Origin of the sequence: Salimicrobium flavidum (assembly GCF_900156645.1) — a bacterium.
Lineage (GTDB): Bacteria > Bacillota > Bacilli > Bacillales > Halobacillaceae > Salimicrobium > Salimicrobium flavidum.
The window spans coordinates 23825-46590 of the sequence record NZ_FTOC01000012.1 but is presented as its reverse complement, the minus strand read 5'-3'; the positions used below and the strand labels follow the sequence as shown (position 1 = coordinate 46590).

The following is a 22766-nucleotide window of genomic DNA, read 5'->3' as shown; positions in this document are numbered from 1 at the left end:
GGGCGCTTTTTTTGACAGATAAAAAAGTGAGTGAAAAGGAGGAACTACGATGGGGATATTTCAGATGTTCAAGGAAGATGTGGACGTTGTTTTTGATCAGGACCCTGCCGCCCGTTCCTATCTCGAGGTGATTCTGACGTATGCCGGTTTACACGCCATCTGGTCCCACAGGATAGCTCATGGATTTTATAAAAGGAAATTCTTTTTTATAGCCAGAGTCATTTCCCAGATCAGCCGTTTTTTCACGGGAATCGAAATACATCCCGGTGCTACGATCGGACGAAGATTTTTCATCGATCACGGCATGGGTGTGGTCGTCGGAGAAACGTGTGAAATCGGAGATAACGTTACGATCTTCCAGGGGGTAACACTCGGAGGAACAGGCAAAGAAAAAGGGAAACGCCACCCTACACTCGAAGATAATGTGCTGGTAGCTACAGGGGCGAAAGTGCTTGGCTCTATCACTATAGGCAAAAATTCAAAAGTCGGTGCCGGATCGGTGGTGCTTCATGAAGTTCCGGAGAATTCGACGGTGGTAGGGATCCCGGGACACGTCGTTGTGCAGAACGGGAAAAAAGTGGAGAAAACGAGGAAGGACCTCGACCACCATAAGTTGCCGGACCCTGTCTATGACCGGTTGAATGAAATGGAAGAAGAGATCAAACAGATGTGCGAAGAGTTGAATATCGAACGGAAAAGGAGCGACGAATATGAGCATAAAGATTTATAACACGTTGACGAGGCAGAAGGAAACATTCGTCCCTCTTGAAGAAGGGAAAGTGAAAATGTATGTGTGCGGTCCTACCGTATATAATTACATTCATATCGGGAACGCCCGCCCCGCTATCGTGTTTGATACGGTCAGACGGTACTTTGAATACAGAGGATATGAAGTGGTTTATGTTCTGAACTTTACGGATGTGGACGATAAACTGATCAAAGCGGCTAATGAACTCGAGGAAGAAGTGCCGGATATCGCGGACCGCTTTATCGAGGCTTACAAAGAAGATGTCGGAGCCTTCGGTGTGAAAGAAGCTGTCTATCACCCCCGCGTTACGGAGAACATGGATGAAATCATATCTTTCATCAAGAGTCTGATCAGTAAAGGATATGCCTATGAGACGGAAGGGGACGTATACTTCCGGACCCGTCAGTTCGACAACTACGGGAAGCTCTCCCATCAGTCCGTAGACGAACTCCGATCCGGATCGCGGATAGAAGTCGGAGAGAAGAAAGAAGACCCGCTTGACTTCACGCTATGGAAAGAAGCGAAAGAAGGGGAGATCAGCTGGAACAGCCCGTGGGGGAATGGTCGTCCGGGATGGCACATCGAATGCTCAACGATGGCGAAAAAGTATCTCGGGGATACGATCGATATTCATGCCGGGGGACAGGATCTCACTTTCCCTCACCATGAAAACGAGATCGCCCAATCCGAAGCCCATAATGAAACGGATTTCGCTCGTTACTGGATGCATAACGGATATATCAACATTGAAAATGAAAAGATGTCGAAGTCGCTCGGGAACTTCGTACTCGCCTACGAGCTGATCAAACAGCATGATCCGCAGATGATACGCTTTTTCATGCTTAGTGTACAGTACCGTCATCCCATCAACTTCAGCGCGGAACTTCTCGAGAGTGCGAAGAACGGGTTTGAACGCATACGCAATGCTTATGAAAACGTGAAGCACCGGCAAGAGACGTGCATGAATCTGACAGACGACAAAGAAGAGTGGCTGCAGGAAATCGAACGGATGAATCAGACGTTCATCAAGGAAATGGATGATGATTTCAATACGGCCAATGCTATCTCCGTGCTTTTCGATATAGCGAAGTCCGCCAATTTGTATTTGCAAAAAGAACAGACGGACAGTGAAGTTTTGCAGGGGTATGCTGATCTGTTGAAGAACCTGACTCATGTTCTCGGTCTCGAAATAGAAACGGCGCAAGAACTTCCGGATGAGGAAGTGGATACGAAAATCAAAGAACGTGAACAGGCCCGCAAAGATCGTAATTTCCAGAAGGCTGATCAGATCCGCGATGAACTGAAGGAAAAAGGCATCGTACTCGAAGATACATCCCAGGGAACCAGGTGGAAACGGGGATGAGCAGAATAGAAAATGCGCATCAGATGAAAAGTCTGGCTCTCGCTTACATGGGGGATACGGTACATGATTTATATGTACGGGAACATCTCCTCCGGAAAGGGACTATAAGGCCGCAGGATTTGCACCAGTCGGCGGTGAGATTTGTCTCAGCAGGAGCTCAAGCCTATGTTGCGAAGAGATGGGTGGAAGAGGGCACTCTCTGCGAGAAGGAGACGGCAGTGTTTCGCAGGGGGAAAAATGCAAAATCCGGCTCTATTCCAAAAAACACGGACGTGCTCACCTATCGTTTTGCGACTGCATTTGAAGCGGTTCTCGGGTATCTGTACCTTGAAGGAGGCGAGGATCGTCTCGCTGAGCTTGTGCAGGGAGCGATTTCAGCCATTGAAGAAAAGGAGGGAATTTAGATGAGCAGCGAATGGATTATAGGTAAAAACGCAGTCCTTGAGGCCATGAAAGCAGAACGTCCTATCAATAAAGTTTTTATTTCGGATCAGTTGCAGCAACAGGCAGCTAAGAAAATTGAAGCGACAGCAAAGAATTCCAACATTCTGGTTCAGCGTGTGCCGAAACAGAAGATCGACCAGCTGGTGGAAGGAAATCACCAGGGGGTCGCCGCTTCGGTCGCCGCTTACGAGTACAGTGAGCTTGAAGATTTATTCGCTAAAGCCGAAGAAAGAAAAGAAGAACCTTTCTTTCTTATTCTCGATGAACTGGACGACCCTCATAACCTTGGGTCTATTCTTCGGACGGCGGACGCTGCCGGGGTTCATGGGGTCATCATTCCGAAAAGACGCTCTGTCGGACTGACAGCGACGGTCGCCAAGACCTCGGTCGGTGCGATCGAACATGTGCCGGTGGTTCGCGTGACGAATTTGGCTAGAACGATCGACGAATTGAAAGACAGGTTCGTCTGGGTGGTGGGCACCGCGGCAGACGGAGCAGAAGATTACCGGCAGATGGATGGGACACTTCCGCTGGCTCTCGTCATCGGTAACGAAGGCAAGGGGATGAGCCGCCTGACAAAAGAGAAATGCGACTGGCTCGTCCGCCTTCCGATGACCGGTCACGTAGAATCGCTGAACGCTTCGGTTTCCGCTTCCCTCTTGATGTATGAAGTGTATCGCAGACGATATCCGGTAGGGGGAGAACCATGAATGTCCTGCTGGTCGACGGTTACAACATGATCGGCTCCTGGCCGGAGCTGAAAGACTTAAGGGAAAGAGACCTCTCCCTGGCCCGCGATCTGCTTATCGATATGCTGGCGGAGTATCAGTCCTATAAAGGGGGCAGGGTCATAGCGGTCTTTGATGCCTATCACGTACGGGGACTGGAACGTAAGCATCGAAAATCAAGCATCGACGTCATTTATACGAAAGAGAACGAAACAGCGGACGAGCGGATAGAGAAACTGGCGGGAGAGTTGAATGATGTCCGCACCCAGGTGTATGTAGCCACTTCGGATTATGCCCAGCAACGGGTGATCTTCGCCCGGGGTGCCTATCGTATTTCCGCCAGGGAGCTCTATATTGAAATCAAAAATGTCCAGAAGGCTATAGAAGAAGATGTTTCGGAACGGACCACGGAAACCTATACCCCCAAAATCCCGTTGAATAAAGAGGTCCGGGAAGCTTTCGAGAAATGGCGGAGAGGAGATAAGTGAACAGCGTATTGACGGTTAGGAAGCGCTTACTATATAATATTCCTATATTTAGGAAGTGCGGTTTGGAAAATCCTGATTCACCATAGGAGGCATAGGGACGGGCATGAAAACACTTCAATTGCAGGATTTGGATGATGAGCAGTTACTCGCTCACATCGCCGGAGGTAATAGTGAAGCTTTGAATTTTTTGATTCAAAAGTATAAAGGCTTTGTCCGCGCAAAAGCGAGAACGTATTTTCTGATCGGAGCGGATCGGGAAGATATCGTTCAAGAAGGGATGATCGGTCTCTATAAAGCGATCCGTGATTATCAGGGAGACAAACTGGCCTCCTTCAGAGCGTTTGCGGAACTTTGTATAACGAGGCAGATTATTACAGCTATCAAAGCAGCTACCCGTCAAAAACATATTCCGCTGAATTCATACGTCTCTCTTGATAAACCAGTGTATGATGAAGAATCCGACCGAACACTGCTCGATGTCATAATGGGATCAGAAGCGATCGATCCTCAGGAAATGATGGTTCATAAGGAGCGGTTCGTAAATATAGAAGAAAAAATGGATGAATTGCTGAGCAAACTCGAAAAAGAAGTGCTGGCCCTTTATCTCGACGGCGAGTCTTATCAGGACATTTCCGTGAAGATGGATCGCCATGTGAAATCTATCGACAATGCCTTACAGCGGGTGAAGAAAAAAATGGAGAGATATTTAGAGGCGGAGGAAGTCGCAGCCGAAGGATAATTGACACTCAATTTTAACCGTGCTACATTAGGAGAAGTGACTAAAACCTCTGAACAAGGGGACGTTAATGTTGAGAAAAAAGATTGTTCTGGCTTGTAATGAATGCTCCAGCCGAAACTATTCGACTCATAAGAATATGAATCATAGTGAGGAACGGTTAGAAGTGCGGAAGTTCTGCAAAAATTGCGGAGAACATACACTACACCGGGAGACGAAGTAAGAGGAATTTGGGGGTGTCACAGTATGATTGCATTTTTGAAAAACGTATCCCGCGAAATGAAAAAAGTCAGCTGGCCTACGGGTAATGAGCTGGTACGGTATACGGTTACTGTTGTCGTGACCGTAGCTTTCGTAGCCGTGTATTTCGGGATTGTAGATCTTGGTATTTCCCAGGGTCTTGAACTGATCACCGGATAAGATGGACAGACAGAAATGAAGGTTATGGTCTGTAAGAAATAATTCATGCATGGAAAACCCGTTCGACGGGTTTTTTCCAGTTAATAAACGAAGATAAGGGAGGGAAGGACAAAGCGCTTGTCCCCACCACATGGAAAAAAGATGGTATGTTGTCCACACTTACTCAGGATACGAAAATAAAGTTCGGGCTAATTTAGAAAAACGTGTTGAGTCAATGGGAATGGAAGATAAAATTTTCCGCGTCATTGTACCTGAAGAAGATGAAACAGAAATTAAAAACGGGAAGCGGAAAGTAACCAAAAAGAAAGTCTTCCCTGGGTATGTACTGGCAGAAATGGTCATGACGGATGATTCCTGGTACGTTGTTCGTAATACGCCCGGTGTAACAGGGTTCGTTGGATCAACCGGATCGGGGTCAAAGCCTATCCCTCTTTTACCGGAAGAAGCTGAACGGGAACTGAAGCGTATGGGCATGAAAGAAACGCCGAATGTGGAAGTGGACTTCGAAATGAAAGAACACGTCCAGGTCATAGATGGGCCATTCGCTAACTTCACCGGTACAATCGAAAACATGGATCTCGACAAACAGAAAGTGAAAGTGCACGTAAATATGTTCGGACGGGAAACCCCGGTAGAGCTTGAGTTCTCCCAAATCGAAAAATTACAGAGCTGATAAATTTTCTGCTTGCAAACAAAGAGCGTAGATGATAAAATTTTCATGTTATTTGCGTGCCTCAAATAAATGAGGTTTCATAGATAAGAGTGGGAGGGGAAAACCCGTTACCACATCACGGACTTTAAGGAGGTGTGTCTCGTGGCTAAAAAAGTAGTTGATGTAGTTAAGCTTCAAATTCCTGCAGGGAAAGCTAACCCAGCACCGCCGGTAGGACCTGCGCTAGGTCAGGCTGGTATTAATATCATGGGATTCTGTAAGGAGTTCAACGCTCGTACACAAGATGAAGCGGGCATGATTATTCCGGTAGAAATTACGGTATTTGAAGACCGTTCATTTACATTCGTAACGAAAACTCCGCCAGCTGCCGTTCTTCTTAAGAAAGCAGCAGGAATCGAATCCGGTTCCGGAGAGCCGAACCGTAATAAAGTAGGTTCTGTCAAACGCGAACAGGTTCGCGAAATCGCAGAAACGAAAATGCCTGATTTGAACGCTTCTGACGTTGAAGCTGCAATGCGTATGGTTGAAGGTACTGCGCGCAGCATGGGACTTACAGTCGAAGACTGATTTCCTGACAGGCGATGTTCTGGTAAAACAAAGGTTGCGAGTGGAAGAATGTCTTCTTTCGCAACCTTTATCGTGTTACAGAGAAGATCTGTGCGCGTAAACCGCAGGCGCTGCGGGGAAGCCCGGGTATCGTTCCCGGTGGACCACCGGGGGCGTTCCGGGAACTTCTCATACTGTTTGAGCAGATGAGAGGGGTTCAATCGTGGGAGGTCCAACCGCTAAAACCACAACGAGGAGGAAAAGAAATGGCTAATAAATCAAAAAGACAACAGGAAATTGAAAAGCTTGTTGATCGTTCGACAGCATATGAGCCTAGTGAAGCTGTAAGCCTTGCAAAGCAAACAGCTAAAGCTAATTTTGATGAAACAGTAGAAGCTGCTTTCCGACTGGGAGTAGACCCTAAGAAAGCAGACCAGCAAATCCGCGGGGCAATGGTATTGCCACACGGAACTGGTAAAACACAGCGTGTCCTTGTTTTTGCTAAAGGCGAAAAAGCTAAAGAAGCAGAAGAAGCAGGCGCTGACTATGTAGGAGAACAGGACCTCATCAATCAGATCAACCAGGGATGGTTCGAGTTTGATGTAGTGGTTGCTACTCCTGACATGATGGCTGAAGTAGGGAAACTTGGCCGTGTGCTCGGACCAAAAGGTCTAATGCCGAACCCTAAAACTGGCACAGTGACATTCGAAATCGACAAAGCTGTACAGGAAATCAAAGCCGGTAAAGTCGAATATCGTGTAGATAAATCTGCGAACATCCACGTTCCGATCGGCAAGTCTTCTTTCGATGATGAAAAACTGAAAGAAAACTTCGTTGCCCTTACAGAAGAACTGCTGAAAGTGAAGCCTCAGGCAACAAAAGGTATTTACATGAAGAACGCAGCTGTTTCTTCGACCATGGGACCTGGAATCAAAGTGGACATTTCCAGCTACACTAAATAATAAATGGTTGACTTCCTATCACAGATTAGATAAGATTAATCATGTTGTATAAATAAATACGTTGTACCGTAGACAGCAGGTGCGTGATACGCTTAATTTCCTGCCGAGGTGTTCGCATATAAAACGCAGTTTTTCCTGCGTAATGTGACCCTTCATGTCTTGGTGCATGAAGGGTTTTTTCTTGCACCGATCGGTATAATAGCAGTCTATTAGGAGGTGGAACGATGAGCAAAGTACTCGAGCAAAAGCAACAGGTCGTCTCTGAAATTGCTGATAAGTTCCGCAATAGCAAAGCTGCAGTACTTGTAGATTACCGCGGATTGAACGTCGCGGAAGCAACGGAACTTCGTTCGCAATTGCGCGAAGCCGGCGTTGACTTCAAAGTTTACAAAAACACGATGGTTCGTCGTGCAACTGCAGACACGGATCTTACAGGTCTTGATGAAGTCCTTGTTGGTCCAACTGCTCTTGCGTTCAGTGAAGATGACGTTGTAGCTCCTGCGAAAGTGTTGAACAACTTCGCTAAAGAACACGAAGCCCTTGAAATCAAAGGCGGCGTTGTCGAAGGTGAAGTAGCGACACTTGAACAGATCAAAGAACTTGCAACCCTTCCGGATTACGAAGGTCTTGTATCTATGTTCTTGAGCGTGTTGCAGGCACCAATCCGCAACTTCGCTTATGCTACTCAAGCTGTAGCTGACCAAAAAGAAGAAGAAGAGAGTGCGTAAGCACAATTTCAACATCTATTAAGGAGGAAATATCATGAGTAACGAACAAATTATCGAAGCAATCAAAGAAATGTCCGTACTTGAACTGAACGATCTTGTAAAAGCGATCGAAGAAGAATTCGGTGTATCCGCGGCAGCTCCAGTAGCAGCAGCAGGTGCAGCAGGCGGGGAAGAAGAAGCTGAAGAACAGACTGAATTCGACGTAGTGCTTGAAAACCCTGGCGCTTCCAAAATCAAAGTTGTTAAAGCAGTACGCGAAGCAACTGGTCTTGGTCTTAAAGAAGCGAAAGACCTCGTTGACAACGCTCCTAAGCCTGTCAAAGAAGGTATCTCCAAAGAAGACGCTGAAGAGCTTAAATCTACGCTCGAAGAAACAGGAGCTACAATCGAACTTAAATAATAAGCACCCTGTGATAAAAGCCCGCTGTTTCCGGCGGGCTTTTATTTGTCTTCAGAATTCTTTCAGAAAGGATCTGACTCTATGACAGAACATTATTATTCAAAGAAAAGCGTCAAAGAAAGTGACAGAAAAAAGTGGGAAACAGAACTGAGAGGGAAAAGGTACACGTTCTTTTCCGATCATGCGGTGTTCTCAAAAGATAGTGTCGATTTCGGTTCCCGGACGCTTATCGAAACGTTCGCTCTTCCGGAGGTCGAAGGTGATGTATTAGACGTCGGGTGTGGTTATGGACCTATCGGGTTATCTTTGGCTGCGTCTTTCCCTGCCCGCAATGTGGTCATGGTAGACGTGAATGAACGTGCGCTCGAGCTTGCGAAGAAGAACGCAGAGGAAAACGGTGTTTCAAATATTGAAATCCGTGAAAGTGATGGGACGCTTGCTATTGCCGACCGAGGATTTGCGGCTGTAGTAACTAACCCGCCGATTCGTGCCGGCAAGAAAACGGTTCACCGGATCTTTGAAGAAGCGGAACGCGTGTTGAAGGAGAATGGAGAGCTTTGGGTAGTTATTCAGAAAAAGCAGGGAGCTCCGTCAGCGGAAGCGAAAATGAAAGAACTTTTTAAAGAAGTACACCTGCTCAAAAAGAACAAAGGATATTACATCTTTAAGGCAAAAAAGGTTTGACTCGAAGTTGTGTGTGTGGTAGTATAATAAAATGCCGGTATGAAAAATGCGTGTCAAGTATTTTTTCGTGTCCGGACCAATTACAATTGAAAATGTATGTTATGTATGAGGTTTTCGAGAAAAGCAGAGGAGGCAATTTACTTAAGTAGTAAAATACGTAGAATTTCTAAGGATTATGCGTATGTCACCTTTCTTGAAGGAAAACCTTTTTTTCTTTTTTGTCTAACGTTAGAGAGAAATGAAGATGAACCATTCGTCTTGAGCGAATGTTTATTATATATGTACTTGCCAGGATTTGAGTAAGCAAGTTTTTTCGGCATGTAAATGCCTTGGAATTTGTTAATAATATGCTTGTTTGAGGGGTGAATCTGTTGACAGGTCAACTAGTTCAATATGGACGACACCGCCAGCGTAGAAGTTACGCGCGTATCAGTGAAGTTTTGGAGTTGCCGAATCTAATTGAGATTCAGACAGCTTCTTACGATTGGTTTCTGCAAGAAGGTTTGAAAGAGATGTTCCGGGATATTTCTCCTGTAGAAGATTTCACAGGGAATCTTTCCCTGGAATTTGTGGATTACAGCCTCGGGGAACCGAAGTATCCGGTGGATGAATCAAAAGACCGGGACGTAACGTATAACGCACCGCTCCGTGTCAAGGTTCGTCTGCATAACAAAGAGACAGGTGAAGTGAAGGAACAGGAAGTATTTATGGGAGATTTCCCGCTTATGACAGATACGGGAACTTTCGTCATCAACGGTGCAGAACGTGTCATCGTTTCCCAGCTTGTCCGTTCACCGAGTGTGTATTTCAACGCCAAAGTTGATAAAAACGGAAAACGCGGTCATACGGCTACGGTTATTCCTAACCGCGGCGCATGGCTTGAATTCGAAACGGATGCGAAAGATGTCGCTCACGTGCGTATCGACCGTACCCGGAAGATGCCGATCACCGTATTGCTCCGTGCTTTAGGTTTCGATAACGATGAGGAAATCATCGAGCTTCTAGGGGATAATGAGTATTTAAGAAATACCCTGGAAAAAGATAACACGGAAAATAGTGAAAAAGCGCTTCTTGAAATCTATGAAAGATTGCGCCCGGGTGAGCCGCCTACAGTGGAAAATGCGAGAAACCTTCTCGTATCCCGTTTCTTCGATCCGAAACGTTATGATTCTGCTCGTGTCGGTCGTTATAAAATGAACAAAAAACTTCATATTAAAGATCGTCTCTTCAACCAGACGCTGGCAGAGACCCTTGTGGACGAAGAAACAGGGGAAGTTCTGGCAGAAAAAGGTGATAAGATCGATCGTCGCCTTCTGAACAAACTCATTCCTCATTTCGATCAGCAGGAGGACCCGCTTGCACAAGAGCAGCTGTCTTCTGTCGATGAAGTGATGGATGAAGATGTCAGAGTGCAGTCGGTGAAAATCGTAGATCCTACAGATCCGGAGGGAGAGAAATCTCTCAACGTTATAGGTAATGCGAATATCGACAAAGATGTGAAGCACATCACTCCGGCGGATATCATTTCCTCCATCAGTTATTTCTTCAACCTGCTTCACAATGTCGGCGGGACAGATGATATCGACCATCTGGGTAACCGTCGTCTTCGCAGTGTAGGAGAATTGCTTCAGAACCAGTTCCGTATCGGTCTTTCCCGTATGGAGCGTGTGATTCGCGAGCGTATGTCGATTCAGGACACATCTTCGATTACGCCTCAGCAGCTGATCAACATCAGACCGGTGATAGCTTCCATCAAGGAATTCTTCGGAAGTTCCCAGCTGTCACAGTTCATGGACCAGACGAACCCGTTGGCGGAACTTACGCACAAACGTCGTCTGTCAGCTCTTGGACCAGGTGGTCTGACACGTGAGCGCGCCGGTTTCGAAGTGCGTGACGTTCACTATTCCCACTACGGGCGTATGTGTCCGATCGAAACGCCTGAGGGTCCGAACATCGGACTGATCAACTCGCTTTCGAGCTATGCGAAAGTCAATGAGTTCGGATTCATTGAAACACCTTATCGTCGTGTGGATCACGAGACCGGTAAGGTTACGGAATATATCGATTACCTTACTGCGGATGAAGAGGATAATTATGTAGTGGCTCAGGCCAATGCTAAACTTGAGGAAGACGGTTCGTTCACCGATCCGGAAGTTATCGCCCGTTTCCGCGGGGAGAACACTGCTGTCAGTCGTGACCGGATCGACTATATGGACGTTTCGCCTAAGCAGGTTGTTTCTGCGGCGACGGCGTGTATACCTTTCCTTGAGAACGATGACTCCAACCGTTCCCTTATGGGTGCGAACATGCAGCGTCAGGCTGTACCGCTTATTCAGCCGGATGCACCTATCGTAGGTACAGGCATGGAATATGTATCCGGGAAAGACTCCGGTGCTGCGGTCATCAACCGTCATCCGGGAATCGTTGAACGGGTAGAAGCGAAGGAAGTACACGTTCGCCGTATTTCCGAAGTGGACGGAAAAGAAGTGGAAGGCGACCTCGATAAGTACCGTCTCCAGAAATTCATCCGTTCCAACCAGGGAAGCTGTTACAACCAGCGTCCTATTGTCGCAAAAGGCACTCGTGTAGAAAAAGGGGAAGTTCTTGCTGATGGTCCTTCCATGGATATGGGAGAACTCGCACTCGGACAAAACCCGCTTGTCGCCTTCATGACATGGGATGGTTACAACTACGAGGATGCGGTCATCATGAGTGAGCGCCTTGTGAAAGACGACGTCTATACTTCTATTCATATAGAGGAATACGAGTCGGAAGCTCGTGATACAAAACTCGGACCTGAAGAAATCACCCGTGATATCCCGAACGTCGGGGAAGATGCACTGCGTGACCTCGACGAGCGCGGAATCATCCGTGTAGGTGCGGAAGTCAGTGATGGGGATCTATTGGTAGGGAAAGTCACTCCTAAAGGCGTGACCGAACTTTCTGCCGAAGAACGTCTCCTTCATGCTATATTCGGTGAAAAAGCCCGTGAAGTCCGTGACACGTCTCTACGTGTCCCACACGGAGCAGGTGGAATTGTACTGGATGTGAAGATTTTCAACCGTGAAGACGGGGATGAGCTTCCACCAGGTGTGAACCAATTGATACGTGCTTATATCGTACAGAAACGTAAGATCTCCGAAGGGGATAAAATGGCTGGACGTCACGGTAACAAAGGTGTCATTTCCCGGATTCTTCCGGAAGAAGACATGCCTTATATGCCTGATGGAACTCCGGTCGATGTGATGTTGAACCCACTCGGTGTTCCGTCCCGTATGAACATCGGTCAGGTGCTTGAATTGCACCTCGGCATGGCCGCCCGTCAATTGGGTGAGCGTGTAGCTACTCCGGTATTTGACGGTGCCCGTGAAGAAGATGTGTGGGGAACGCTCGATGAAGCCGGATTGCCTCGGGACGCCAAAACGATCCTTTACGATGGTCGTACCGGTGAGCCATTCGATAACCGTATTTCGGTGGGCGTCATGTATATGATCAAACTGTCACACATGATTGATGATAAGATGCACGCACGTTCCACAGGTCCTTATTCATTGGTTACGCAACAGCCGCTTGGTGGTAAGGCTCAATTCGGTGGTCAGCGTTTCGGTGAAATGGAAGTATGGGCACTTGAAGCTTACGGTGCCGCTTATACACTTCAGGAAATCCTGACTGTTAAGTCAGATGACGTCGTCGGTCGTGTGAAAACATACGAAGCGATCGTCAAAGGGGATAACGTTCCGGAACCGGGCGTCCCTGAATCTTTCAAAGTATTGATCAAAGAACTTCAGAGTCTTGGTATGGACGTGAAAATTCTTGCTGCAGATGAATCTGAAATAGAAATGCGTGATCTTGAAGAAGATCAGATCAACGAAACTGAAAAGCTGAATATGGAAAGCTAAATGCCGAGAGCAAATATAGCTTAGGGAAAACCTGGAGACTTTAAGGGAGGTAAGCCCTTTGATTGATGTAAATAATTTTGAATATATGAAAATAGGTTTAGCTTCATCCAATAAGATGCGTTCCTGGTCTTACGGAGAAGTGAAAAAACCGGAAACGATCAACTATCGTACACTGAAACCGGAAAAAGATGGACTTTTCTGCGAGCGTATTTTCGGTCCGCAAAAGGACTGGGAGTGTCACTGCGGGAAATACAAGCGTGTCCGTTATAAGGGGATTGTTTGTGACCGTTGTGGAGTGGAAGTAACGAAGTCTAAAGTACGTCGGGAACGTATGGGGCACCTGGAACTGGCCGCCCCGGTTTCCCACATCTGGTATTTCAAAGGTATCCCGAGCCGTATGGGGCTTGTACTTGATATGTCCCCTCGTGCGCTTGAAGAAGTTATCTATTTCGCTTCCTACATTGTGACAGACCCTGGCGATACAGGACTCGAAAGGAAACAGCTTCTTTCCGAAAAAGAATACCGTGCCTATCGCGAGAAGTATGGAAAAAGCTTTCATGCAGATATGGGCGCAGAAGCGATCCGACTCCTTCTTTATGATATAAATCTGGATGATGAAGTCGGTACACTGAAAGAGGAATTGAAAACTGCCCAAGGGCAGCGTCGTACTAGAGCGATCAAACGCCTGGAAGTTTTGGAGTCTTTCCGTAACTCCGGGAACGACCCGGCGTGGATGGTGCTGGATGTCCTTCCGGTAATTCCTCCGGAAATCCGTCCGATGGTTCAGCTTGACGGAGGACGTTTTGCGACGTCCGACCTGAACGATCTGTATCGTCGTGTCATCAACCGTAACAATCGTCTGAAACGCCTTCTCGATCTCGGCGCGCCGACGATCATTGTACAGAACGAAAAACGTATGCTGCAGGAAGCTGTGGATGCGCTTATCGATAACGGCCGTCGCGGTCGTCCGGTAACCGGTCCCGGTAACCGTCCTTTGAAATCCCTCTCTCATATGCTGAAAGGGAAACAAGGACGTTTCCGTCAGAACCTGCTCGGAAAGCGTGTCGACTATTCCGGGCGTTCCGTAATCATCGTCGGCCCGAGTCTGAAGATGTATCAGTGTGGTATTCCGAGAGAAATGGCACTGGAACTATTCAAACCATTTGTTATGAAAGAGCTTGTATCTAGAGGTCTCGCTCACAATATCAAATCAGCCAAACGTAAAATCGAGCGTGTGCATGATGAAGTGTGGGACGTACTCGAAGATGTAATCAAGGAACACCCAGTTCTGTTGAACCGTGCTCCTACATTGCACCGTCTTGGTATCCAGGCTTTCGAACCGACACTTGTCGAAGGTAGGGCAATCCGTCTGCACCCGCTCGTATGTACAGCCTACAACGCTGACTTTGATGGGGACCAGATGGCAGTTCACGTACCGCTATCTTCTGAGGCTCAGGCAGAAGCTCGTATCCTCATGCTTGCAGCCCAGAACATTCTGAACCCGAAAGATGGTAAACCGGTTGTTACCCCGTCCCAGGATATGGTGCTCGGTAACTACTATCTCACGCTCGAAAGAGAAAATGCAGTCGGAGAAGGTATGAAGTTCAAAGACTTGAACGAAGCGCTGATGGCTTATCAGAATGGTCATGTTCACCTGCATACGCGTGTCGCGGTTCAGGCGAGCTCGTTAGGAAATGAAACATTTACGGAGAAACAGAAAAACCAGATGCTCGTTACAACAGTAGGGAAGCTTATATTCAACGATATGCTTCCGGCTTCATTCCCTTATATGAATGAACCTACACAGAGCAACCTGGAGATCAAGACTCCGGACAATTATTTCATTGAAAACGGCACGGACCTCAGAGAAGATATAAAACAACGCGAAATCATTCCGCCATTCAAGAAAGGTATTCTCGGAGATATCATCGCAGAAGTGTTCAAGCGCTTCTCGATAAGTGAAACTTCCAGAATGCTGGACGAAATGAAGGATCTCGGTTTCAAATATTCGACGAAAGCCGGTATTACGGTCGGTGTTTCTGATGTTGTCGTACTCGAAGACAAGCAGGACATTCTTGAGGACGGTCAACAGAAAGTGGACAAAGTTCTCAAGCAGTTCCGCCGCGGACTTATCACCGAAGGCGAACGTTACAACCGTGTCATTGAAATCTGGTCTGAAGCGAAAGACATCATTCAGGAACGTCTGATGGGAACGCTCGACCCGACCAACCCGATCTTCATGATGAGTGACTCCGGAGCGCGTGGTAACGCGTCCAACTTCACTCAGCTTGCGGGTATGCGCGGACTGATGGCAAACCCATCCGGACGTATCATCGAACTTCCGATCAAGTCCAGTTTCCGCGAAGGACTTACCGTTCTTGAATACTTCATTTCTACACACGGTGCCCGTAAAGGTCTTGCCGATACGGCACTGAAGACAGCCGACTCAGGTTACCTGACCCGTCGTCTTGTCGATGTGGCCCAGGATGTAATCATTCGTGAGGATGACTGTGGTACGGATAGAGGACTTAACGTAGCTGCTCTTAAAGAAGGTTCGGAAGTTATTGAACCACTTCTGGATCGTCTTGTCGGACGTACTGCTTTCCAATCAGTCACTCACCCGGAAACAGGGAAAGTTCTTGCTTCACGTAATGAAATCATTTCGGAAGAATCAGCTAAAATAATCGAAGATTCCGGAGTGGAAAACGTAACGATCCGTTCTGCTTTCACTTGTAACACGAAGCATGGTGTATGTAAGAAGTGTTATGGACGTAACCTCGCTACAGGGGACGAAGTGGAAGTCGGAGAAGCAGTCGGTATCATTTCAGCGCAATCTATCGGTGAACCGGGTACACAGCTTACAATGCGTACCTTCCACACGGGTGGTGTAGCTGGAGACGATATCACGCAGGGTCTTCCGCGTATCCAGGAGATCGTGGAAGCTCGTAATCCGAAAGGACAGGCGGTCATTTCTGAAATCGATGGTACAGTTTACGACGTCAAAGAGGTCAAAGAAAAACTGGAAATCCACGTTCAGGGTACCGTAGAATCACGTAGTTATACAGCTCCGTACGGCGCAAGAATGAAACGGAGCATCGGGGACGAAGTGAAAGCCGGCGATCCTCTTACAGAAGGTTCGATCGATCCGAAAGAACTGCTTCAGGTAACAGGTCTCGAAGGAGTGGAAACATATCTCCTTAAAGAGGTGCAAAAAGTTTACCGTATGCAGGGTGTTGAAATTTCCGATAAACACGTGGAAGTAATGGTCCGCCAGATGCTTCGTAAAGTACGCGTGCTTGATTCCGGAGACACAGATGTGCTACCGGGAACATTGATGGAAATCCACCAGTTCAAAGAAGCGAACCAGCGTGTACTGATGGAAGGCGGCCAGCCTGCAGTAGGCAGACCGGTTATTCTCGGTATAACGAAAGCTTCTCTTGAAACGGATAGTTTCCTTTCTGCCGCATCCTTCCAGGAGACGACTCGTGTTCTTACTGATGCAGCGATAAAAGGAAAACGCGATGAACTTCTCGGTCTGAAAGAGAACGTCATCATCGGTAAGCTTGTTCCTGCCGGTACTGGCATGAACCGTTACCGTACGATCCAGTCAGAGCATAAAAATAAGAAGCCGGAAACCCCGGCTGTAGAAGAAACCACACAAGCATAAATACAAGGGTGGAAAGCGGAAGCACCTTGAGAAATTACCGTGAATTGTGTTGACACTCATACACGATAGTGGTACTATAATCTAGGTGCTTCCACAACCTTGTTACTTTGGAGGATATGCAAATGTCTTATGAAAAAGTAGCACAGGCTAAATCGAATTTAGTGATTGGAACGAAGCAGACCATCAAAGCGATCAAAGCCGAAACTGTGAAAGAAGTGATCATTGCATCTGATGCAGATCCGGAAATCACCGCTAAGGTAAAAAGAATCGCCCGGCAGTTTTCCGTGGACTATCACGAAGTTCCATCAATGAAAGAACTCGGAAATGCCTGTGGAATTGATGTTGATGCTGCAACAGTGGCTATTAAATAACGAGGTTTTGGCGCCTTTTGCGTGAAAGCTTTGTTTTTTGCCTTATTATGAACCACCTGGATGTGTGGTATTAAAAAGTGAAGGGAGGACAACAACATGCCAACAATTAACCAACTGGTACGTAAAGGCCGTGTGAGCAAAAGCAGAAAATCTGACTCACCAGCACTTAACAAAGGTTATAACAGCTACAAGAAACGCGTGACTGACGAGAATGCTCCACAAAAACGTGGTGTATGCACACGTGTCGGTACAATGACTCCGAAGAAACCGAACTCGGCTCTTCGTAAATATGCACGTGTCCGTCTAACTAACCAGCTCGAAGTGAATGCTTACATTCCTGGAATCGGGCACAACCTGCAGGAACACAGTGTGGTACTTATCCGTGGCGGTCGTGTTAAAGACTTGCCAGGTGTACGTTACCACGTCGTTCGTGGTGCGCTTGATACAGCACCTGTTCAGGGTCGTATGCAAGGTCGTTCCAAGTACGGTACGAAGAAACCTAAAAAATAAAACGTTTTAACTAACATTTGCAGAGAGGAGGGGAACATATGCCACGTAAAGGTCCAGTAGCAAAGCGTGATGTGCTTCCAGATCCGATTTATCAATCCAAACTTGTAACTCGTCTGATCAACCAACTTATGGTAGACGGGAAGCGCGGAAAAGCTCAGACAATTCTTTATAAAGCATTTGAACTCGTTCAGGAACGTAGTGGTAATGAAGCGATGGAAACATTTGATGAAGCTATGAAGAACATTATGCCAGTACTCGAAGTACGCGCCCGTCGTGTAGGTGGTTCTAACTACCAGGTACCGGTTGAAGTTCGTCCGGAGCGTCGTCAGGCACTAGCTCTTCGTTTCATCGTAAACTATGCGCGTCTTCGCGGAGAGAAAACGATGCAAGAGCGTCTCGCTAATGAAATTCTTGACGCAGCAAACAACACTGGTGCTTCCGTGAAGCGCCGTGAAGAAATGCACAAGATGGCAGAAGCGAACAAAGCCTTCGCTCACTATCGTTGGTAATATCAGGAAAGACAAATTCTTAATTAGGGAGGAGAAGGATTCATGCCTAGAGAGTTCTCCTTGGAAAAAACTCGTAACATCGGCATAATGGCTCACATTGATGCCGGTAAAACGACAGCAACGGAACGTATTCTTTTCTACACAGGACGTATTCACAAAATCGGAGAAACGCACGAAGGTGCTTCTCAGATGGACTGGATGTCGCAGGAGCAGGAGCGTGGAATCACGATCACTTCTGCAGCTACTACAGCACAATGGAAAGGTCACCGTATCAACATCATCGATACACCGGGACACGTAGACTTCACAGTTGAAGTGGAACGTTCCCTTCGTGTATTGGATGGTTCCATTGCTGTACTCGATGCGCAGTCCGGTGTAGAACCACAGACAGAAACAGTGTGGCGCCAGGCTACAACATACGGTGTTCCACGTATTGTATTCATCAACAAGATGGACAAAGTCGGAGCAGACTTCATTTACTCCCTTGGAACGCTTCAAGAGCGCCTGGGTGCTAACGCTGCAGCTGTTCAACTTCCTATCGGTGCAGAAGATGACTTCGAAGGAATCATCGATCTGATTACGATGCAAGCATTCTACTACCTGGATGACCTTGGAACTCGTGCAGAAGCACGCGAAATTCCTGACGAACACAAGGCACGGGCAGAAGAATACCGTGGCAAACTTATTGAAGCTGTTGCCGAGCTTGATGAAGAGATGATGATGAAATATCTTGAGGGTGAAGAAATCACGAATGACGAACTGCGTGCTGCTATTCGTCAAGGTACACTAAACGTAGAATTCTACCCTGTATATTGCGGATCAGCCTTCAAAAACAAAGGTGTTCAGCTTCTTGTAGACGGTGTTATCGACTATCTTCCATCTCCTCTCGACGTACCTGCAATCGAAGGTCACGTACCAGAGACGGAAGAAGAAGTAGTCCGTAGAGCTGATGATAACGAACCATTCTCTGCTCTTGCCTTCAAAGTAGCGACAGACCCTTATGTAGGGAAACTTACATTCTTCCGGGTCTACTCCGGTACATTGAAATCCGGTTCTTACGTTAAGAACTCCACGAAGGATAAGCGTGAACGTGTAGGACGTATCCTGCAAATGCACGCGAACTCCCGTCAGGAGATTTCTGAAGTATACGCCGGTGATATCGCTGGTGCTGTAGGACTTAAAGACACTGGAACGGGTGACACTCTTTGTGATGAAAAAGGACTTGTTATCCTTGAATCCATGGAATTCCCTGAACCGGTTATTGATGTAGCGATTGAACCTCAATCCAAAGCGGACCAGGACAAAATGTCCATCGCTCTTGGTAAATTGGCGGAAGAAGATCCTACATTCCGTACGGAAACGAACGAAGAGACAGGACAAACGATCATTTCCGGAATGGGTGAACTTCACCTGGATATCATCGTTGACCGTCTGAAACGTGAGTTCAAAGTGGACGCTAATATCGGTGCTCCACAGGTTGCTTATCGTGAAACATTCCGCGGTTCCGCGAATGTGGAAGGTAAGTTCGTACGTCAGTCCGGTGGTCGTGGTCAGTATGGTCACGTATGGGTAACCTTCGAACCGAACGAAGAAGGTGCCGGTTTCGAATTCACCAACAAAATCGTCGGTGGTGTCGTTCCACGTGAATACATCGCATCTGTTGAACAAGGTATCAAAGAAACAATGGACAACGGTGTATTAGCAGGATATCCACTTATCGATGTGAAGGCTACGCTATTCGACGGGTCCTACCACGATGTAGACTCCAACGAAATGGCATTTAAAGTAGCTGGTTCCATGGCATTGAAAGAAGCGAAGCACAAGTGTCAACCGGTACTCCTTGAGCCGATGATGAGAGTAGAAGTAGTCATCCCTGAAGAGTACATGGGAGATATCATGGGCGATGTCACTTCCCGTCGTGGACGTGTAGATGGCATGGAAGCACGCGGACCGGCTCAGGTCGTTAACGCGTACGTTCCGCTTTCTGAAATGTTCGGGTACGCAACGTCCCTACGTTCTAATACACAGGGCCGCGGAGCGTACACAATGCACTTCGACCACTATGCAGAGGTACCGAAGAGCATTTCTGAAGAAATCATCAAGAAAAACGCTGGTGAATAATTAATTTCATTGACGTTTAAAGGGTATAATTGTATGGTAATCTTAGGAGAATTCGGTTTCTTCTGAGATCCATATCAAACCTTTAAAAATACATTTTTATTCAATTAAAGGAGGAAATATAGAATGGCTAAAGAAAAATTCGACCGTTCGAAGTCCCACGTTAACATTGGTACTATCGGACACGTTGACCATGGTAAAACAACTCTAACTGCAGCAATCACTACTGTACTTCACAAAACTTCCGGGAGCGGGGAAGCTCGCGCGTATGACTCCATCGACGGAGCTCCGGAAGAGCGCGAACGTGGAATCACGATTTCCACTGCACACGTTGAGTACGAAACTGAAACTCGTCACTATGCACACGTAGACTGCCCAGGACACGCTGACTATGTTAAAAACATGATCACTGGCGCTGCGCAAATGGATGGTGCGATTCTCGTAGTATCCGCAGCTGACGGTCCAATGCCACAAACTCGTGAGCACATCCTACTTTCCCGTCAGGTTGGTGTTCCGGCTATCGTTGTATTCCTTAACAAAACAGACATGGTAGACGACGAAGAGCTACTTGAACTTGTTGAGATGGAAGTACGCGACCTTCTTACTGAGTATGACTTTGACGGAGACGATGTTCCAGTCGTTAAAGGTTCTGCTCTTAAAGCTATCGAAGGAGATGCTGATCACGAACAGGCAATCCTTGACCTTATGGCTGAAGTTGACGCATATATCCCAACTCCAGACCGTGACACAGACAAGCCGTTCATGATGCCTGTTGAGGACGTATTCTCTATCACAGGCCGTGGTACAGTTGCGACTGGCCGTGTCGAGCGTGGACAAATCAAAGTAGGTGACGATGTTGAAATCATCGGACTTGCTCCAGAAGCTAAGAAGACTACTGTAACTGGTGTTGAAATGTTCCGTAAGCTTCTTGACTATGCAGAAGCAGGCGACAACATCGGCGCACTTCTACGTGGTGTAGCTCGTGAAGAAATCAACCGTGGCCAGGTTCTTGCTAAGCCAGGTTCAATCACTCCGCATACGAAATTCCACGCGGAAGTGTATGTACTATCCAAAGACGAAGGTGGACGTCACACTCCATTCTTCGATAACTACCGCCCACAATTCTACTTCCGTACTACGGACGTAACTGGAGTAATCCAGCTTCCTGAAGGAGTAGAAATGGTAATGCCTGGCGATAACGTTGAGATGACTGTTGAACTTATCTCTCCAATCGCTATCGAAGACGGTACGAAGTTCTCCATCCGTGAAGGTGGACGTACTGTAGGTGCCGGCGTCGTAGCTCGTATCGACAAATAATTGATTGTTTAGAAGATCAGAGGAACTTTCCTCTGATCTTTTTTTGATAGACTACTCTTGAAAATAAACATTCAGGTGGACGCTTATCCAGGGGCAACGCTTCAGCCTCCTCGTTTCCCTACGGGGGCTTCAGTTGTTGCTAAGCTTCCACCCGTAGAGATAAAACTCATCTAGGAACGATAACAGAGCCTTTTGATATATAGAGAAAATAAAAGCTTACGTTAAGTAAAAAATATATAAAGGGTTGCGTTCCACACGAAAAATCGTTAAACTGTTTAAGGATGATCAATAAAAAGTTGTCGGAACCCCTTGCATTCAGAGGGTTTATTCTTTATAATATTTAATGTTGGTCATAAAAGACGATGATGCGGAAGGTTGTTGACACACCCGGCCCCTTTGCCATGGCGAGTGAGTCAAGGAATTTTCGTGGAGCCAGTCTGTTTAAAAAAATAGGCGATAAAGGAGGGAAAATAATGGCAAAAGAGAAAATTCGTATTCGTTTAAAAGCGTATGATCACAGAGTTCTGGATCAGTCCGCTGAAAAAATCGTAGACACGGCGAATCGTTCAGGAGCAGAAGTGTCCGGTCCGATTCCGCTTCCAACAGATAGATCTATCTATACTGTTCTACGTGCGACCCACAAATTCAAAGATGCCCGTGAGCAATTCGAAATGCGTACACATAAGCGTCTAATCGATATTGTTAACCCAACACCACAAACGGTAGATGCATTGATGCGTCTGGACTTGCCGTCCGGTGTAGACATCGAAATTAAACTATAAAATGAAATGATATATTAGGAGGTGTAACGGATGACGAAAAGTATCTTAGGACGTAAAGTCGGAATGACTCAGATTTTCTCTGATAACGGAGAACTTGTACCTGTAACAGTAATCCAGGCTGAGCCAAACGTAGTTCTTCAAAAGAAGACTGCTGAAAATGACGGTTACGATTCCATTCAATTAGGTTTCGCTGATCAAAAAGCGAATCGTGTGAAAAAGCCTGAAGTAGGTCATGCCGAAAAAGCTAACACAACACCTAAGCGCTACGTTCGTGAAGTCCGTAACGTAAATACTGACGACTATGAACTTGGTCAGGAAGTTAAGGTGGATTTGTTTGCAGAAGGTGACGCAATCGATGTGACAGGAACATCCAAAGGGAAAGGTTTCCAGGGAACGATCAAACGTTTCAACCACTCCCGCGGACCTGAAACACACGGTTCCCGCTATCACCGTCGCCCTGGTACGCTTGGGGATATCAACTCCATGCACGTATTCAAAGGCAAAGCCCTTCCAGGTCAAATGGGTGGCAATCAGGTAACGATCCAAAACCTTGAAGTAGTGAGAGTTGATGCTGAACGCAACCTGCTACTCGTAAAAGGGAACGTACCTGGTGCGAAAAAATCTTACGTACAAGTTCAAAGTGCAGTTAAGGCTGATTAATAATAAACGAAAG

Annotated in this window: 23 protein-coding genes and 1 other annotated feature; all 23 genes read left to right on the top strand. The window is 46.8% G+C overall.

The window, feature by feature from the left end:
• Window positions 1-49 precede the first annotated feature (49 nt).
• On the top strand, window positions 50-730 hold the full coding sequence (gene cysE / locus BW944_RS13225; RefSeq protein ID WP_076560473.1) for a serine O-acetyltransferase: 681 nt from the start codon (window positions 50-52) through the stop codon (window positions 728-730).
• Entirely contained in the window at window positions 711-2111 is a 1401-nt protein-coding gene (cysS, locus tag BW944_RS13220; protein ID WP_076560471.1) for a cysteine--tRNA ligase, read from the top strand. The genes cysE and cysS overlap by 20 nt, the downstream gene beginning before the upstream one ends.
• Window positions 2108-2515 carry a Mini-ribonuclease 3 gene (locus BW944_RS13215; RefSeq protein ID WP_200806527.1) on the top strand — a complete coding sequence of 136 codons (408 nt, stop codon included), beginning with the start codon at window positions 2108-2110 and terminating at the stop codon, window positions 2513-2515. The genes cysS and BW944_RS13215 overlap by 4 nt, the downstream gene beginning before the upstream one ends.
• The gene (gene rlmB / locus BW944_RS13210; RefSeq protein WP_076560469.1) at window positions 2516-3265 is read left to right on the top strand and encodes a 23S rRNA (guanosine(2251)-2'-O)-methyltransferase RlmB; all 750 of its coding nucleotides are present in this window, start codon (window positions 2516-2518) and stop codon (window positions 3263-3265) included. It abuts the gene before it with no gap.
• A complete protein-coding gene (locus BW944_RS13205) occupies window positions 3262-3771 on the top strand; it encodes an NYN domain-containing protein (protein WP_076560467.1) in 510 nt (169 codons plus the stop codon). The genes rlmB and BW944_RS13205 overlap by 4 nt, the downstream gene beginning before the upstream one ends.
• Before the next feature lie 103 nt (window positions 3772-3874).
• Window positions 3875-4510 carry an RNA polymerase sporulation sigma factor SigH gene (gene sigH, locus BW944_RS13200; protein WP_076560465.1) on the top strand — a complete coding sequence of 212 codons (636 nt, stop codon included), beginning with the start codon at window positions 3875-3877 and terminating at the stop codon, window positions 4508-4510.
• 70 nt (window positions 4511-4580) lie between these two features.
• Window positions 4581-4730 (top strand): 50S ribosomal protein L33, encoded by a 150-nt coding sequence (gene rpmG, locus BW944_RS13195; protein WP_200806528.1) that lies wholly within the window; start codon window positions 4581-4583, stop codon window positions 4728-4730.
• Window positions 4731-4753: 23 nt separating this feature from the next.
• Window positions 4754-4927, top strand: a complete 174-nt coding sequence (secE, locus tag BW944_RS13190; RefSeq protein WP_076560461.1) for a preprotein translocase subunit SecE — start codon at window positions 4754-4756, stop codon at window positions 4925-4927.
• A 130-nt stretch (window positions 4928-5057) separates the two neighbouring features.
• Window positions 5058-5600, top strand: a complete 543-nt coding sequence (gene nusG / locus BW944_RS13185; RefSeq protein ID WP_076560459.1) for a transcription termination/antitermination protein NusG — start codon at window positions 5058-5060, stop codon at window positions 5598-5600.
• Between the two features lie 141 nt (window positions 5601-5741).
• A complete protein-coding gene (gene rplK, locus BW944_RS13180; protein ID WP_076560457.1) occupies window positions 5742-6167 on the top strand; it encodes a 50S ribosomal protein L11 in 426 nt (141 codons plus the stop codon).
• A 245-nt stretch (window positions 6168-6412) separates the two neighbouring features.
• Complete coding sequence (gene rplA, locus BW944_RS13175) at window positions 6413-7108, top strand: 50S ribosomal protein L1 (protein ID WP_076560455.1); 696 nt, start codon at window positions 6413-6415, stop codon at window positions 7106-7108.
• Between the two features lie 48 nt (window positions 7109-7156).
• Window positions 7157-7297: a sequence feature (ribosomal protein L10 leader region), on the top strand.
• Between the two features lie 35 nt (window positions 7298-7332).
• On the top strand, window positions 7333-7836 hold the full coding sequence (gene rplJ / locus BW944_RS13170) for a 50S ribosomal protein L10 (RefSeq protein WP_076560453.1): 504 nt from the start codon (window positions 7333-7335) through the stop codon (window positions 7834-7836).
• A 34-nt stretch (window positions 7837-7870) separates the two neighbouring features.
• Window positions 7871-8236, top strand: coding sequence for a 50S ribosomal protein L7/L12 (gene rplL / locus BW944_RS13165; protein ID WP_076560451.1), 366 nt, complete (start codon window positions 7871-7873; stop codon window positions 8234-8236).
• 81 nt (window positions 8237-8317) lie between these two features.
• Window positions 8318-8920: a class I SAM-dependent methyltransferase gene (locus tag BW944_RS13160; RefSeq protein ID WP_076560449.1), complete on the top strand. Its 603-nt coding sequence runs from the start codon at window positions 8318-8320 to the stop codon at window positions 8918-8920.
• Between the two features lie 371 nt (window positions 8921-9291).
• On the top strand, window positions 9292-12819 hold the full coding sequence (gene rpoB / locus BW944_RS13155; protein WP_076560447.1) for a DNA-directed RNA polymerase subunit beta: 3528 nt from the start codon (window positions 9292-9294) through the stop codon (window positions 12817-12819).
• 58 nt (window positions 12820-12877) lie between these two features.
• Window positions 12878-16486: a DNA-directed RNA polymerase subunit beta' gene (rpoC, locus tag BW944_RS13150; protein ID WP_076560445.1), complete on the top strand. Its 3609-nt coding sequence runs from the start codon at window positions 12878-12880 to the stop codon at window positions 16484-16486.
• 122 nt (window positions 16487-16608) lie between these two features.
• Window positions 16609-16857, top strand: a complete 249-nt coding sequence (locus BW944_RS13145; RefSeq protein WP_076560443.1) for a ribosomal L7Ae/L30e/S12e/Gadd45 family protein — start codon at window positions 16609-16611, stop codon at window positions 16855-16857.
• A 96-nt stretch (window positions 16858-16953) separates the two neighbouring features.
• Window positions 16954-17367, top strand: a complete 414-nt coding sequence (gene rpsL / locus BW944_RS13140) for a 30S ribosomal protein S12 (RefSeq protein WP_076560441.1) — start codon at window positions 16954-16956, stop codon at window positions 17365-17367.
• 38 nt (window positions 17368-17405) lie between these two features.
• On the top strand, window positions 17406-17876 hold the full coding sequence (gene rpsG / locus BW944_RS13135; protein ID WP_076560439.1) for a 30S ribosomal protein S7: 471 nt from the start codon (window positions 17406-17408) through the stop codon (window positions 17874-17876).
• A gap of 42 nt (window positions 17877-17918) precedes the next feature.
• Entirely contained in the window at window positions 17919-19997 is a 2079-nt protein-coding gene (gene fusA, locus BW944_RS13130; RefSeq protein WP_076560436.1) for an elongation factor G, read from the top strand.
• A 123-nt stretch (window positions 19998-20120) separates the two neighbouring features.
• On the top strand, window positions 20121-21311 hold the full coding sequence (tuf, locus tag BW944_RS13125; RefSeq protein ID WP_076560434.1) for an elongation factor Tu: 1191 nt from the start codon (window positions 20121-20123) through the stop codon (window positions 21309-21311).
• A gap of 473 nt (window positions 21312-21784) precedes the next feature.
• The gene (gene rpsJ / locus BW944_RS13120; RefSeq protein WP_076560432.1) at window positions 21785-22093 is read left to right on the top strand and encodes a 30S ribosomal protein S10; all 309 of its coding nucleotides are present in this window, start codon (window positions 21785-21787) and stop codon (window positions 22091-22093) included.
• A 30-nt stretch (window positions 22094-22123) separates the two neighbouring features.
• A complete protein-coding gene (gene rplC, locus BW944_RS13115; RefSeq protein ID WP_076560430.1) occupies window positions 22124-22753 on the top strand; it encodes a 50S ribosomal protein L3 in 630 nt (209 codons plus the stop codon).
• Window positions 22754-22766: the final 13 nt, after the last annotated feature.